The organism is Burkholderia sp. Bp9142 (genome assembly GCF_003853415.1).
Classification (GTDB): Bacteria; Pseudomonadota; Gammaproteobacteria; order Burkholderiales; family Burkholderiaceae; genus Burkholderia.
In genome coordinates this window covers 23,971-37,414 of sequence record NZ_QTPP01000061.1, presented here as the reverse complement: position 1 = coordinate 37,414, position 13,444 = coordinate 23,971, and the positions used below count along the sequence as shown (strand labels likewise).

Below are 13,444 nucleotides of genomic sequence, written 5' to 3'. Positions count from 1 at the left end.
CTGCGCTCGCTCGCCAAGGGCGAGGCGATCACGCAGGACACGTCCACGCTCGAGAACCCGGCGATCCTCGACCAGCTCGCCGAAGTGCGCTGATCGCGCCTGTCGCGCGCGTTGCGCGCACGAGCCCCTGCGCGGCGATCCCGATTGCCCGTGCAGGGGCTTTTTGCTAAATAACGGCATGACCGTTCCGTCCCGTCCGGCGCCTGCTGCGCCGCCGCCCGTTCCCGAGCCGCTTGCGCGTGCCCATGCGCGTTATTGGCGCTTCAACGTCGCGCTGATCGTGGTGTTGATGGCGATCGGCTTCTCGGTGTCATTCGTCGTGCCGTTCTTCGCGCCCGCGCTGGCCGGCATCCGCTTCGCCGGTTTCAGCCTGCCGTTCTATGTCGGCGCGCAGGGCGCGATTCTCGTGTATCTCGTGCTGATTGTCGTCTACATCGGCCTGATGCAGCGCGCGGACCGCACGCTGCGGCGTGCATACGACGACCACGCCGCGCACGCGGGCAATGTCCACAATGCCCGCTGATCCATGCTGACGCATCGACTGATTCGCGCGTACGCGCTCTACACGCTCGGCTTTCTCGGGTTCGTGCTGCTGCTGTGGCGGATCGAGCGCGCGACCGGCTCCGGCGTCTGGATCGGCTACGTGTTCCTGTTCGTGCCGATTGCCGTGTACGCGGTGATCGGGCTGCTGTCGCGCACGTCCGATCTCGTCGAGTACTACGTGGCCGGGCGGCGCGTGCCGTCCGCGTTCAACGGGATGGCGACGGCGGCCGACTGGCTGTCGGCGGCATCGTTCATCGGCCTCGCCGGTTCGCTTTACGCAACCGGCTACGACGCGCTCGCTTACGTGATGGGATGGACGGGCGGGTTCTGCCTCGTGGCGTTCCTGCTCGCGCCGTATGTGCGCAAGCTCGCGCGCTACACGATTCCCGATTTTCTCGGCACGCGCTTCTCGAGCACCGCCGTGCGCGCACTTGCGGCCGGTGCGGCGATCCTGTGCTCGTTCGTGTATCTGGTCGCGCAGATCCAGGGGATCGGGCTGATCGCGACGCGCTTCATCGGCGTCGACTTCGCGATCGGGATCTTCTGCGGGCTCGCGGGCATTCTCGTGTGCTCGTTTCTCGGCGGGATGCGCGCGGTCACGTGGACGCAGGTCGCGCAGTACATCATCCTGATCAGCGCGATCCTGATACCGGTGTCGCTGATCGCGATGAAGAACGGGCTCGGGCCGGTGCCGCAGTTCAATTACGGCAAGCTGATGGAGCGCGTGGCGGCGCGCGAGGCGCAGGTGCGCGATGCAGCCGGGGAGCAACGGGTGCGTGACGCGTATCGCCGGCAGGCCGCGGCCGTCCAGGCGCAGCTCGATCGCTTGCCCGGCTCGTATGCGGACGCACGCCGGCAACTCGTCGACCAGCTGGCGGACCTGCGGCGCCACAACGGGCCGCTGCGCGAGATCAACCAGCGCGAGCGCGAGCTGGCCGACTTCCCGCGCGACCCGACGGCGGCGCGCGTGACCTGGACCCAGGCGCGCGACGACCTGCTGGCACGCGCCGAGCCGCCCGTGCCGATGCACGAGCCGTTCCCCGCCGCGAGCGACGACGAGCGCAAGCCGCGCGAGCGGAATTTCCTCGCGCTGCTGCTGTGCCTGTCACTCGGCACCGCGAGCCTGCCGCACATCCTCACGCGCTACAACACGACGACGTCGGTTGCATCCGCGCGGCGCTCGGTCGGCTGGACGCTGTTCTTCATCGCGCTGTTCTACCTGAGCGTGCCGGTGCTCGCGGTGATGATCAAGTACGAGATTCTCACCAACCTCGTCGGGCGGCCGATCGCCGAGCTGCCCGCGTGGGTCACGCAGTGGCATCACTCCGAGCCGGACCTGATCAGCGTCGTCGAGGTGATTCGCGACGGCATCGTCCACTGGTCGGAAATCCAGATGCAGCCGGACATGGTCGTGCTGGCCGCGCCGGAGATCGCGGGGCTGCCGTATGTCGTGTCGGGGCTGATCGCGGCGGGTGCGCTGGCTGCCGCGCTGTCGACCGCGGACGGGTTGCTGCTGACGATCGCGAATGCGTTGTCGCACGACGTTTACTACTGCATGGTCGCGCCCGACGCATCGAGCCAGCGGCGCGTGACCATCTCGAAGGTGCTGCTGCTCGGCGTCGCGCTGTTCGCGTCGTATGTCGCGTCGCTCAATACGGGGAAGATTCTGTTTCTGGTCGGTGCCGCGTTTTCGCTGGCGGCGTCCAGTTTCTTTCCGGTGCTCGTGCTTGGGGTGTTCTGGAAACGCACGACGACGCGCGGTGCGATCGCCGGGATGGTGACGGGGCTCGCGGTATGCGTGTACTACATCGTGTCGACTTATCCATATTTCACCCAGCTGACGGGCTTCGCCGGACGTACCTGGTTCGGGATCGAGCCGATCAGTTCGGGCGTGTTCGGGGTGCCGGCGGGGTTTGCGGTGGCGATCGTGGTCAGTCTGCTCGATCGGCAGCCGGATGAATATACGCGGGCGTTGGTGGATTACATCCGGCACCCGTGAGCCGGGAAGGCTCGGGAGGGCCTGCGGTTCAGGGCCGGAGCGGCCGGGCCGCAAAAGGAAATGCCCGCTGGCGCGGGCATTCGAATTCTGGCGGAGAGAGGGGGATTCGAACCCCCGATAGGCGATTAACCTATACACGCTTTCCAGGCGTGCGACTTAAACCACTCATCCATCTCTCCGGAAGACCGAGAGTATAGCAAACTCTCGCGGCTGCCCGCCACTCCCTTCGACGATCCGTCGGAGGCGGCCGGAATTCCGGCCGCCGAGGCCGATACGGCGCGCTTTCGCCCATGTCAGAAGTCCTTCGCGTGAACGATCCAGCGTCGCAGGTGCTGTCCGATGGCGTCGCCGAATCGGCGAGCGCGCATCGGGACGAACGTGCGATCATGGGACGTTCGCATTCGTCGCAATGAGCAACCCGAAGTACGACCTGTTCATGTCCGCGCTGCTGCCGCAGTTCGTCGACCGGTCGCACGCGGTCGCGCTGCAGTACGCGATCCTCGCGGCGACGATCGTCGCGGTCGACGTGATCGGGATGACCGGCTACGCGCTGCTCGGCGTGCATTCGGTGCGGGTGTGGAAAGCGGCCGGGGAGAAGTGGCTGAACCGGATCAGTGGTTCGCTGCTGCTGATGCTCGCGGGGTATGTCGCGTTGTATCGGAAGAGCGCGAACTGACGCGGTCGCGTATCGAGCCGTACCGCCGGTAGCGCCGGTGCCCGGACGCACGCCGGCCCGAGTCTGCTATCTTCCCGGGCATCTCATCGCTTTCCCGCCGATTCTCCATGACCGACCGCATCGTCGCCGCATTCGATTTCGACGGCACCATCACGACCACCGACAGCTTCCGCCATTTCGTCCGCTACGCTGTCGGCACGCCGCGCTTCGCGTGGGCCGGGCTGCGCGCGCTGCCGTGGATCGCCGCGATGAAAGCCGGACTGCTGTCGCGCGGCGACGCGAAGGCGAAGTTCGCGTGGTTTGCGTTCGGGCCGATCCGCGAGGACGCGCTCGACGTATTGGCGCGCCGGTTCGTCGACAGCTATCTGCCGAACCTCGTGCGTCCGGACATGCTGGAACGGGTGCGCGAGCATCGCGCGCGCGGACACGAAGTCGTGCTGGTCAGCGCGTCGCCGTCGCTGTATCTGGAGAAGTGGGCGAAGACGGCTGGCATCGACACGGTGCTCGCGACGCGCCTCGCATTCGAGCGCGGCACGTTCACCGGGCGGCTGAACGGCGAGAACTGCTGGGGCCCGCAGAAGGTCGTGCGGTTGCGCGGCTGGTGGGGAACTCAGGCGCCCGGGAAACTGTTCGCCTACGGCGACAGCCGCGGCGACAAGGAAATGGCCGAACTCGCGAACTGGGCGTGGATCCGCGGGCACGGACCGATGCCGTCGATCGGCGATTGACGGACTGCCGTGGACCGGCGCGGCGAGCCGTGCGACGCGCTGCCGTTACGCGTCGGCCCGCTGCACGCCGTGCGCACCGCGAGTCGGACGATACGCGCCCCAGCGATTCGCCCGCTTGAACGTGCCGACATCGTTGAACCGCACGCCGACCTCACGCAGCGCCGCATGCGCGGTGCGCGCGGTCAGCTGCCGGATGTAGAACGGATCGCGTACGACGAAGTGATGGATCGCGTGGGTGCTGCCGAAGTTGAAGCAGAACAGCTGGAACGGCAGCATCCACCACGGGTTGAGCACCTGGGTCTGCTGGATCACGTTGCGCGAATCGATGTCGCCGAAGTAATGCATGTTCGAGCTGACGAAGTTGATGCAGAAGCTGCGCACGAAGTTCGGCCCGAGCCACACGACCGCAAGGAAATCGACGACGTGCATCGCCCGCTCGACGACGGCCGGCACGGTCACCGCATGGCCGAACGCGTGTAGTGCGAACAGGCCGGCGTGATAGACGATGAACGCGTGCCACAGCGCGTAGTACGCATGACCGACCGGCATGTAGGACGACACCTGCTCGACACGCAATTGCGCGCGTTCGGCCGCATCCTGCACCGGCTGCGCGGCGACATACTGCTTGACCTTGCGGCGCATCGCATCCGGCCGCAGCACGACGGCGAGCATCCCGTCCGCGATCATCAGCAGCCGCTTCACGCCCCAGCGCTCGCCATTGGTGATGCCGAATTCCTCGAGATCCGATTCGCCGCCCGACACCTTGTGGTGATGCAGGTGCATGCGCCGGCGCGTCCACGGGTTGATCGTGCCCGGCCGCGTGAGCCAGCACAGCGCCATCATCAGGTGATAGGCCCACGGCGTCTTCTTGAAGTACATCAGGTGGATCAGGTCGTGCTCGAGTTCGTGGATCAGCGACGTGACGAACGCGGCGAGCGGCAGCGCGATGTACCACGCGATCGCGCCGCGCGCATACAGCCAAGCGATCGCGAGCATCGCGCTCACCGACACGGCCATCACGGTCGCGCCGACGAGGCTCTGGTTGTCGAGCAGCGGAAAGCGCGCGCGGATCGCGTCGCTCGCGGCGTTGACCTCGCGGCGGACATACGCGACCTTGTCTGCGTCGTGGCGAAAGACGGTTCGTGCGGGTTGGCTCATCGACCGGGATCCGTGCGGGAAGAGTGGGGCGCAATGCCGATGTGACAAGCATAGGCGTGCCCCGTTGCGCACGCGAGGGCCGTCGGTGCCAATGATGGTGTCATTTCAGGCCACCGTGGCCGGTGCGTCGGCGCCCGATGTGGCTGCGCGCGGCTAGAGTGCCGCCGTGGTGTCATTGCGGGCCAGCGACGCTACAATCCGCCGAAACCGCTCCGGAGTCCGCCGCATGGCCCTGTCCGTCCCGGATGCCGCGCGTCAGTTGAACAAGGCGACGGTATCGTCCGCGTATGCGCTGTTCATGCTGATGCTCGCCGAGGAGCGCGGCATCGATGGCGGCCGCATTCTCGCCGGCTCGGGCGTCGAGCGCGACCGGCTCGCACAGCCCGATGCGCGCATCACGCCGCTGCAGCAGGCCGCGATCGTGTTCAACCTGCTCGACGCGACGAACGATCCGTCGATCGCGATCGAGATCGGCCTGCGCAGCAGTCTGACGAAATCCGGGCTGATCGGTTTCGGGCTGATGAGTTGCGCGACGCTCGGCGAGGCGATCGCGCTCGGCATCCGCTACCTGCCGACGCGCGTGCCGTTCTTTTCGGTGCGGCTCGCACAGCTCGACCGGACCGTCGACATCGACGTGCTCGAGGCGTTTCCGCTCGGCCGGCTGCGCCAGTTCGCGGTGGAAAACTTCCTGGTCGAGACGGCGATCCTGTTCAACTCGCTGCTCGATCCCGCGCCGGGGCGCACGCTGCAGTCGCGTGCGGAGCTGCATTTCGAATGGCCGGAGCCGCCGTGGTTCGAGCGCTATCGCGCGCGGCTGCCGCGCTGTCATTTCGATGCGAGCGCGAACCGCATCCGCTGCGATGCCGCGCTGCTCGACGAGCCGATCGGCACCGCGAATGCGCAGACCGCGCAGCTGATCGTCCAGCAATGCGAGGCCGAACTCGCGCGGCTCGGCTATGCGGAAAGCATCGTCGAGCGCGTGCGCAACCTGCTGATCTGCGGTGAAGCCGGCTATCCGCCGGTGGACGACGTCGCGCGCGAACTGCACGTATCGGCGCGTACGTTGAAACGCAAGCTCGCGGAATTCGGCGCGACTTATTCGGCACTGCTCGACGAGATCCGGCTGCGCGATGCGCTCCGGTTGCTCGAGGGCACGCGCCTGCCGGTGGACGAGATCGCGGCGCGGGTCGGCTACACCGACCGCGCGAACTTCACGCGAGCGTTCAAGCGCTGGACCGGCGTCGCGCCGAGCGAGCGGCGCTGACGGCGCGCCGGGCGGCGCGGGCCGGTGCCGGCCGTGCCCCAGGCGTCGATCCATCGGTCATGCGACCCGTCAGACGATCGAAACCCAGTTCGCACCGCGGCCGCCCGGCACGCGCGCGTGCAACGCCAGCGTGCCGTCGTCGGGCGCGATCGCGTAGACCGACACGTATTCCGACTGCTCGCCGCACGCGACGAGCCACCGTCCCGACGGATCGATCGCGAAGCCGCGCGGCTGCGTTTCGGTGGCCGTCGCGTGCGCGGGTTCGAAGCCGCCGTCCGCATCGCGCCGATAGCAGAGCAACTGGCTCGACGTGCGTTCGCTGACATACGCGAAGCGCTCGTCGGGTGTCAGGTGGAGATCGGCGGCCCATACGGCGGGCTCGGTCGGCGCAGGCGGGCGCGCATGGCCTTGCGCGAGCCCGGCGACGGCCGGGTGGCGTGCGCTGACCTGCGCGTCGCCCAGGCGCCCGCTGCCGGTGTCGCGCGCGAAGGTCACGAGCGTCGCCTGGAATTCGCTGACCACCACGAGCGCCTGCCCGTCGCGCGCGAAGCGCAGGTGACGCGGCCCGAAGCCGCCCGGCACGCGCGTTTCGCCATGTTCGCGCGCACGCAGGCCGCCGGCATCCTCGATCAGCGCGAACGTGAAGATCCGGTCCGAGCCGAGCGAGCTCACATACGCGAAACGATTGTCCGGCGACACGACGACCGCATGCGCGTTCGCGATGCCGTCCGCGACCTGCAGCGGCGCACCGTCGCCGTCGCGCACACGTGCGGCGTCGTAGAGGCTCAGCGAATTGCCGCCGTACGACGCGCCGAGCAGCCAGCGGCCACCGCGGTCGAGCGACAGGTACGCGTGGCTCGCATCGATCGCGGTCGCGCCGATGCGCGCGAGCGCGCCGGTGCCGGTGGCGACGCGGAACGCGACGATCGTCGGCTGCTCGCCGCGCGTCGCGACATACAGCCGCGCACGATCGGGCTGCACGGCGATGGGCATCGCGACGTCGCCGGCCGGGTAGCGGGCGAGCGGCGCGAGCGCGCCGTCGGACGCGAGCGAGAACGTGGCGAGGTCGCCGTCGGCGGCATTCGAGACGACGACGGTCAGGCGATCAGTGTTCGGCATGGCGGAGCATGGCGGTGTGCGTGAAAGGCTCGTCGGCCGGCAGGCCGCGCGGCGGATCGCTGCGCCGGTGCGTGCGTGCGAACAGCGCGGCGACCGCGGCGACGAGGGATGCGATCGCGAGCGCATACAGGCCGCCCGTGATCGAACCCGTATGTTGCTTCAGATAGCCGAATGCCGTCGGGGCGACGAAGCCGCCAAGGTTGCCGACCGAATTGATCAGCGCGATCACGGCCGCGGCCACGCGTGTGTCGAGGTAGCCCTGCGGGATCGGCCAGAACAGCGACGACGCGGCCTTGAAGCCGAGCGCGGCGAAGCAGATCGACGCGAACGACCAGACGGGATCGTGCGACGTCGACGCGAACAGTCCGCACGCGGCGAGCACGAGCGCGAACGACAGCCAGCGCTGCGGATGCTTCCATTTCGCGGACAGCACCGCGAAACCGTACATCGCGCCGATCGCGATCATCCACGGAATCGTGTTGTAGAGGCCGACCTGGAAGTCCGTGAGGCCGCCCATCTTGCGGATGATCGTCGGCAGCCAGAAGGTGGCCGCGTAGATCGTCAGCTGGATCGCGAAATACAGGAAGCAGAACAGCATGATCTGCGGGTCGCGCAGCAGCGTGGCGGCCGACACGTGCACCTTCGAGCCTACGTCGCGTGTCGCGCGTTCTTCATCGAGTGCGGTCTGGAGCGCCGCGCGTTCGTCGGCGGTGAGCCAGGTCGCGTCGCGGATGTGCGATTTCAGCAGCAGCCAGCTCGCGCCGCACAGCGCGACCGAGAACATTCCTTCGATCAGGAACATCCACTGCCAGCCCTGCAGGCCGAAGCCATGGATCGACAGCAGCGCGCCCGTGACGGGCCCGGACAGCACCGACGCGAACGCGGAACCGCCGAGGAAGATCGCCATCGCCTTGCCGCGTTCCTGCGGCGGCAGCCATTGCGACAGGTACAGCACGACGCCGGGGAAGAAGCCGGCCTCGGCCGCGCCGAGCAGAAAGCGCAGCATATAGAACGACGTGTCGTTCCACACGAACGCCATCGCGGCCGCGACGATACCCCACGTCGCCATGATCCGAGCGAGCCAGATGCGTGCGCCGTAGCGCTGCATCAGCAGGTTCGACGGCACTTCGAACAGCGCGTAGCCGACGAAGAACAGGCCGGCGCCGAGCCCGTACGCGGCCGCGCCGATACCGATCGACGCTTCCAGGTGACGGTCGACGAAGCCGACGTTCACGCGGTCGATGTAGTTCGCGATGAACATGATCAGCACGAGCGGCAGCACGTGCCATTTCACTTTCGAGATGGCGGACGCGAGCGGATCGCGGCCGGGCAGGGCGGGCGGGGTCAAGGGAGTCTCCGGTCGGACAGCGAACGGGGCGGCGGCCCGCGTCGGCATGGTGATCTAAGTAGTATGTCGTCGTATGACATGGTACGCTCAAGATCCCGGCGTGGCGTCGCGGGTTTACCCGAGATATGCCCAAATATTGGGGAATATCAGGAGAATGTCATCGGCTTCTACACATCAGATGACGTATGACATGGGTGGGCTGCCCGCCGGCCGGCAACCGGCGCCCGGCTTGCTGCGCTGCTCCGCGTTTTGGCGAAATTCGCGTCCGGGCAACCGGCCGGCTTCCCGCGCGGCCCGCTACGCCATCGACACGACGCTGTTCAGCAGCGTCTTCACGAGCACGGCCTGCCGTGTCGCGCCCGTCTTCGCGAAGATCCCGCGCAGGTGCGCGCGGGCGGTGTTCTTCGTGATGCCGGTCGCGGCGGCCGCTTCGTCGAGCGTCAGGCCGTCGACGAGCAGCAGCGCGATCTCGGTTTCCATCGGCGTGAGGCGAAACAGCCGGTGCAGCATGTCGCGCGAGGTCTGCGGCGACGATGCAGGATCGCGGACGAACACCGCGACGGCCGGCCGGTGCTGGCGATCCTCCGCGCCGCGATAGGGCGCGAGCGGGCGCAGCAGCACGTTCAACGGCATCGCGCCGCCGGGGCGCGACAGCGTGGTGGCCTCGATGCGCCCGAGCGCGCCCGCGCGGAAATGCTCGAGCGCGGCCTGCAGCGCCTTCTGCAGCCGGCGCTCGTCGAGCGGGCACGACGCATGGAGCCGCTCCTGGCGCAGGCACAGGCCGTCCTGCCGCTCGATCAGCCGCTCGGCGATGCGGTTGTGCTTGATCACGCGGCCGTCCTCGTCGAGGATCGCGGTGCCGACGTCGAGCCTGTCGACGGTGCCCGCGTACAGCGCGCGTTCGGCGTCGAGCACGTCGAGCGCCGCGTGCAGCTCGACCGCGCGCTGCAGGTGCGGCAGCAGCGTCGCGACCTGCGCGCGTTCGGCCGCGGCGAATTCGCGGCCGTGATGCGCGCGGCTCACGAAGAACGCGCACTCGACGCCGCGCTCGCCGCGCAGGTTCGCGCCGAGGATGAAGCGCAGGTCGAGCGGTTGCAGGTACTGCCGGTAGAAATCGTGCGCGCACCACCGGGCGGCGCCGAACAGCCCGTCGGCCGTGAACACCTGGCCGGGCGGCTGGTCGAGAAACGGGCACAGCGCGTAGAACTGCTCGCTGTACGACGGCTCGCCGGGCAGCAGCGGACCGTGGGCCGATGCGTTGATGATGAGCCCGCGCCGCGAGCCGCCGGGGCTGCGCAGCACGAGCGTCGTGAAGCTCGCGTCGAGCCGCACGCGCATCGCTTCGAGAAAGGCTGCCCACGGCGTCGTTTCGGACGGGCCCTGATAGACGAGCCCGAGCCACGCGCTGAGTTCGCGGGCCGTCCATGCCGCGTCGTCGAAACCGTCGTGCGCGGCCGTGTCGTCGGGCGCCGGCGCGATCTGCATGCTCGTGTTCTCCTGGGGCGGGGGTGAATGCTCCCGGCCCAGCATACCGACCGGCCGGCGGCCCGCGTCATCCGAACGGAGTAGACGACGCGGGCCGTGCCCGTGCGGCTGCGTTTGTACCGCTTATGCCGCGCGTTCGCGCAGCAGGTACGCGACGATCCGGTCCGCCGCGGTTTCCGGCGACTCCGTCACCGTATCGATGCGCAGTTCCGGCTGCGCGGGCGGCTCGTACGGCGAGTCGATGCCCGTGAAGTGCTTCAGCTCGCCCTTGCGCGCCTTCTTGTACAGGCCCTTCGGATCGCGTTCCTCGGCGACCGCGAGCGGCGTGTCGACGAACACCTCGACGAACTCGTCGGGACCGACCCGCGCGCGGGCCATGTCGCGTTCCGCGCGGAACGGCGAGATGAACGACACGAGCGTGATGAGCCCGGCATCGAGCATCAGCCGCGCGACCTCGGCCACGCGCCGGATGTTCTCCACGCGATCGGCCTCGGTGAAGCCGAGGTCGCGGTTGAGCCCGTGCCGCACGTTGTCACCGTCGAGCAGGTACGTGTGCCTGCCGAGCGCATGCAGCCGCTGCTCGACGAGGTTCGCGATCGTCGACTTGCCCGCACCCGACAGCCCGGTCAGCCACACGATGCGCGGCGTCTGCGCCTTCTGCACCGCGCGCGCGTCGCGGTCGACGTCGACGGCCTGCCAGTGCACGTTGTGCGCACGGCGCAGCGCGAAGTGCAGCATCCCGGCGCCGACCGTGTCGTTGGTGAAGCGGTCGATCACGATGAAGCCGCCGGTGTGGCGGTTGCGGTCGTACGGATCGAACGCGGCCGGCCGGTCGAAGCTCAGGTTGCACACGCCGATCTCGTTCAGTGCGAGCGTGCGTGCGGCGAGATGCTCGCGCGTGTTCACGTCGATCTTGTACTTCGGCGTCGCGCAGGTCGCGCCGACCGTCTGCGTGCCGAGCTTCACGAGATACGGCCGGCCCGGCAGCAGCGGTTCGTCGTGCATCCACACGAGCGTCGCCTCGAACTGGTCGGCCACCTCGGGCGGTGCGTCGGCACGCGCGATCATGTCGCCGCGGCTGATGTCGATCTCGTCGGCGAGCGTGAGCGTCACCGCTTCGCCGGCGCGCGCGACGCCGGCTTCACCGGCCGGCGTGATCACCGACGCGACGCGGCTCTCCTTGCCGGACGGCAGCACGCGCACGCGTTCGCCGACGCGGACTTCGCCCGATGCGATGCTGCCGGCGTAGCCGCGGAAGTTCAGGTGCGAACGGTTGACCCATTGCACGGGCAGCCGGAACGGTTCGTCGCGCGTCACGCGCTCGACGAACCGCAGCGTGTCGAGATGCTGCATCAGCGGCGGGCCCGCGTACCACGGCATCCGCGTGCTCGACGCGATCACGTTGTCGCCGCGCAGCGCGGACATCGGAATGCTGACGATCTCCTCGAGACCGAGCTCGGCCGCGAACGCGCGATAGTCAGCGTCGATGCGTTCGAACACGGCGCGGTCGTAGTCGACCAGGTCCATCTTGTTGATCGCGAGCACGACGCGCTTGATGCCGATCAGCGCGACGAGATGGCTGTGGCGGCGCGTCTGCGTGAGCACGCCCTTGCGCGCGTCGACCAGGATCACCGCGAGATCGGCGGTCGACGCGCCGGTGATCATGTTGCGCGTGTACTGTTCGTGGCCGGGCGTATCGGCGACGATGAACTTGCGTCGAGTGGTTGCGAAGAAGCGGTACGCGACGTCGATCGTGATCCCCTGTTCGCGCTCGGCCGCCAGGCCGTCGACGAGCAGCGCGAAATCGAGTTCGCCGCCTTGCGTGCCGACCTGCTTCGAATCGGCCTCGAGCTGGGTCAGCTGGTCGTCGAACAGCAGGTTCGATTCGTAGAGCAGGCGGCCGATCAGCGTGCTCTTGCCGTCGTCGACGCTGCCGCAGGTGATGAAGCGCAGCAGGTCCTTCGCCTGCGCATCGTCGGCGGGCGTGGCGGGAGTCGGGTGCGCGAGCGCCTCGGGCGCGGTGAGAACGTGTGTCATCAGAAATATCCGTCCTGTTTCTTCTTTTCCATCGAACCGGCCGAATCGCTGTCGATCAGCCGTCCCTGGCGCTCGGACGTGCGCGTGTCGCGCATCTCCTGCAGGATGTCGTCGAGCGAGCTCGCATCGCTGTCGATCGCGCCCGTCAGCGGATAGCAGCCGAGCGTGCGAAAGCGCACCTTGCGCATCCGCGGCACTTCGCCTGCGCGCAGCGGCAAGCGGTCGTCGTCGACCATGATCAGCGCGCCGTCGCGCTCGACCACGGGCCGCTCCTTCGCGTAGTAGAGCGGCACGATCGGAATGTCGTGCAGCCGGATGTACTGCCAGATGTCGAGCTCGGTCCAGTTGGAAATCGGGAACACGCGCAGGCTTTCGCCCTTGCGCTTGCGCGCGTTGTACAGCGACCAGAGCTCGGGCCGCTGGCGCTTCGGGTCCCAGCGGTGCTGCTCGGAGCGCAGCGACACGATGCGCTCCTTCGCGCGCGATTTCTCCTCGTCGCGGCGCGCGCCGCCGAACGCGGCGTCGAAGCCGTAGTGGTCGAGCGCCTGCTTGAGCCCTTGGGTCTTCCACACGTCGGTGTGCACGGCCGAGCCGTGCGTGAACGGATTGACGTCGTTCGACACGCCATCCGGGTTCACGTGCACGCGCAAGTCGAGGCCGAGGCGCGCGGCCGTCGCGTCGCGAAACGCGATCATCTCGCGGAACTTCCACGTCGTATCGACGTGCAGCAGCGGAAAGGGCGGCTTCGCCGGGTAGAACGCCTTCATCGCGAGATGCAGCATGACCGAGCTGTCCTTGCCGATCGAATAGAGCATCACCGGGTTTTCGCTTTCCGCGACTACCTCGCGCATGATGTGGATGCTCTCGGCCTCCAGTCGCTCCAAGTGGGTCAACATCGTTCGTCTCCTTGTTTCATGCCGGTGCCGCGCGACATGTGCGGCGTTTCGTGCATGACGCCAACGGTATCGAGCGAGGGCGGTCCGGTTCTTCGTCCGGGTGGACTAAACCGCGGCTCGGCGGCGCAGCGGATCTTTCCTTAGTCCACCCGGACGAAGTGGCGCGTGGAGCGCTCGCTTAAGGTGAGCGC

The 13,444-nt window shown here is 68.0% G+C and carries 10 protein-coding genes, 1 tRNA gene and 1 pseudogene; 5 read left to right on the top strand and 7 right to left on the bottom strand.

What is annotated here, in order from left to right:
• The first annotated feature begins 178 nt into the window (after positions 1-178).
• Together DIE22_RS36455 and DIE22_RS36450 are read left to right on the top strand one after the other, a co-directional pair.
• Positions 179-523: a DUF4212 domain-containing protein gene (locus DIE22_RS36455; RefSeq protein ID WP_124501854.1), complete on the top strand. Its 345-nt coding sequence runs from the start codon at positions 179-181 to the stop codon at positions 521-523.
• Positions 524-526: 3 nt separating this feature from the next.
• Positions 527-2,542: a sodium:solute symporter family protein gene (locus tag DIE22_RS36450; protein WP_124501853.1), complete on the top strand. Its 2,016-nt coding sequence runs from the start codon at positions 527-529 to the stop codon at positions 2,540-2,542.
• A gap of 88 nt (positions 2,543-2,630) precedes the next feature.
• On the opposite strand, the gene DIE22_RS36445 is transcribed toward DIE22_RS36450, so the two are convergent.
• Positions 2,631-2,721, bottom strand: a tRNA-Ser gene (locus DIE22_RS36445).
• Positions 2,722-2,951: 230 nt separating this feature from the next.
• Between DIE22_RS36445 and DIE22_RS36440 the strand changes: the two genes are divergently transcribed.
• Both DIE22_RS36440 and DIE22_RS36435 read left to right on the top strand, forming a co-directional pair.
• Complete coding sequence (locus tag DIE22_RS36440; protein WP_260426855.1) at positions 2,952-3,218, top strand: LysE family translocator; 267 nt, start codon at positions 2,952-2,954, stop codon at positions 3,216-3,218.
• A 107-nt stretch (positions 3,219-3,325) separates the two neighbouring features.
• Positions 3,326-3,946, top strand: coding sequence for an HAD family hydrolase (locus tag DIE22_RS36435; RefSeq protein ID WP_124501852.1), 621 nt, complete (start codon positions 3,326-3,328; stop codon positions 3,944-3,946).
• Between the two features lie 45 nt (positions 3,947-3,991).
• Here DIE22_RS36435 and DIE22_RS36430 read toward each other — a convergent pair whose 3' ends face one another.
• Positions 3,992-5,104, bottom strand: a complete 1,113-nt coding sequence (locus tag DIE22_RS36430; protein ID WP_124607405.1) for a fatty acid desaturase — start codon at positions 5,102-5,104, stop codon at positions 3,992-3,994.
• Between the two features lie 226 nt (positions 5,105-5,330).
• Here DIE22_RS36430 and DIE22_RS36425 point away from each other — a divergent pair, with 226 nt between their 5' ends.
• Entirely contained in the window at positions 5,331-6,368 is a 1,038-nt protein-coding gene (locus tag DIE22_RS36425; RefSeq protein WP_124607404.1) for an AraC family transcriptional regulator, read from the top strand.
• 69 nt (positions 6,369-6,437) lie between these two features.
• On the opposite strand, the gene DIE22_RS36420 is transcribed toward DIE22_RS36425, so the two are convergent.
• The 5 genes and pseudogenes from DIE22_RS36420 to cysD all read right to left on the bottom strand — a co-directional run.
• Positions 6,438-7,487, bottom strand: a complete 1,050-nt coding sequence (locus tag DIE22_RS36420) for a beta-propeller fold lactonase family protein (RefSeq protein WP_124607403.1) — start codon at positions 7,485-7,487, stop codon at positions 6,438-6,440.
• The gene (locus tag DIE22_RS36415; RefSeq protein WP_124501848.1) at positions 7,474-8,835 is read right to left on the bottom strand and encodes an MFS transporter; all 1,362 of its coding nucleotides are present in this window, start codon (positions 8,833-8,835) and stop codon (positions 7,474-7,476) included. The genes DIE22_RS36420 and DIE22_RS36415 overlap by 14 nt, the downstream gene beginning before the upstream one ends.
• 297 nt (positions 8,836-9,132) lie before the next feature.
• Positions 9,133-10,320 carry a helix-turn-helix transcriptional regulator gene (locus DIE22_RS36405; RefSeq protein ID WP_124501846.1) on the bottom strand — a complete coding sequence of 396 codons (1,188 nt, stop codon included), beginning with the start codon at positions 10,318-10,320 and terminating at the stop codon, positions 9,133-9,135.
• A gap of 123 nt (positions 10,321-10,443) precedes the next feature.
• On the bottom strand, positions 10,444-12,357 hold the full coding sequence (gene cysN / locus DIE22_RS36400) for a sulfate adenylyltransferase subunit CysN (protein WP_124501845.1): 1,914 nt from the start codon (positions 12,355-12,357) through the stop codon (positions 10,444-10,446).
• Positions 12,357-13,277: pseudogene (cysD, locus tag DIE22_RS36395) on the bottom strand (sulfate adenylyltransferase subunit CysD); the annotation flags it as partial. The gene cysN and the pseudogene cysD, both read right to left, overlap by 1 nt.
• Between the last annotated feature and the right edge of the window lie 167 nt (positions 13,278-13,444).

Bases quoted from the DNA above. Each gene is read 5' to 3' on its own strand.
- DIE22_RS36455 (WP_124501854.1), top strand. From the start codon at position 179: ATGACCGTTCCGTCCCGTCCGGCGCCTGCTGCGCCGCCGCCCGTTCCC.
- DIE22_RS36450 (WP_124501853.1), top strand. From the start codon at position 527: ATGCTGACGCATCGACTGATTCGCGCGTACGCGCTCTACACGCTCGGC.
- DIE22_RS36440 (WP_260426855.1), top strand. From the start codon at position 2,952: ATGAGCAACCCGAAGTACGACCTGTTCATGTCCGCGCTGCTGCCGCAG.
- DIE22_RS36435 (WP_124501852.1), top strand. From the start codon at position 3,326: ATGACCGACCGCATCGTCGCCGCATTCGATTTCGACGGCACCATCACG.
- DIE22_RS36430 (WP_124607405.1), bottom strand. From the start codon at position 5,104: ATGAGCCAACCCGCACGAACCGTCTTTCGCCACGACGCAGACAAGGTC.
- DIE22_RS36425 (WP_124607404.1), top strand. From the start codon at position 5,331: ATGGCCCTGTCCGTCCCGGATGCCGCGCGTCAGTTGAACAAGGCGACG.
- DIE22_RS36420 (WP_124607403.1), bottom strand. From the start codon at position 7,487: ATGCCGAACACTGATCGCCTGACCGTCGTCGTCTCGAATGCCGCCGAC.
- DIE22_RS36405 (WP_124501846.1), bottom strand. From the start codon at position 10,320: ATGCAGATCGCGCCGGCGCCCGACGACACGGCCGCGCACGACGGTTTC.
- cysN (WP_124501845.1), bottom strand. From the start codon at position 12,357: ATGACACACGTTCTCACCGCGCCCGAGGCGCTCGCGCACCCGACTCCC.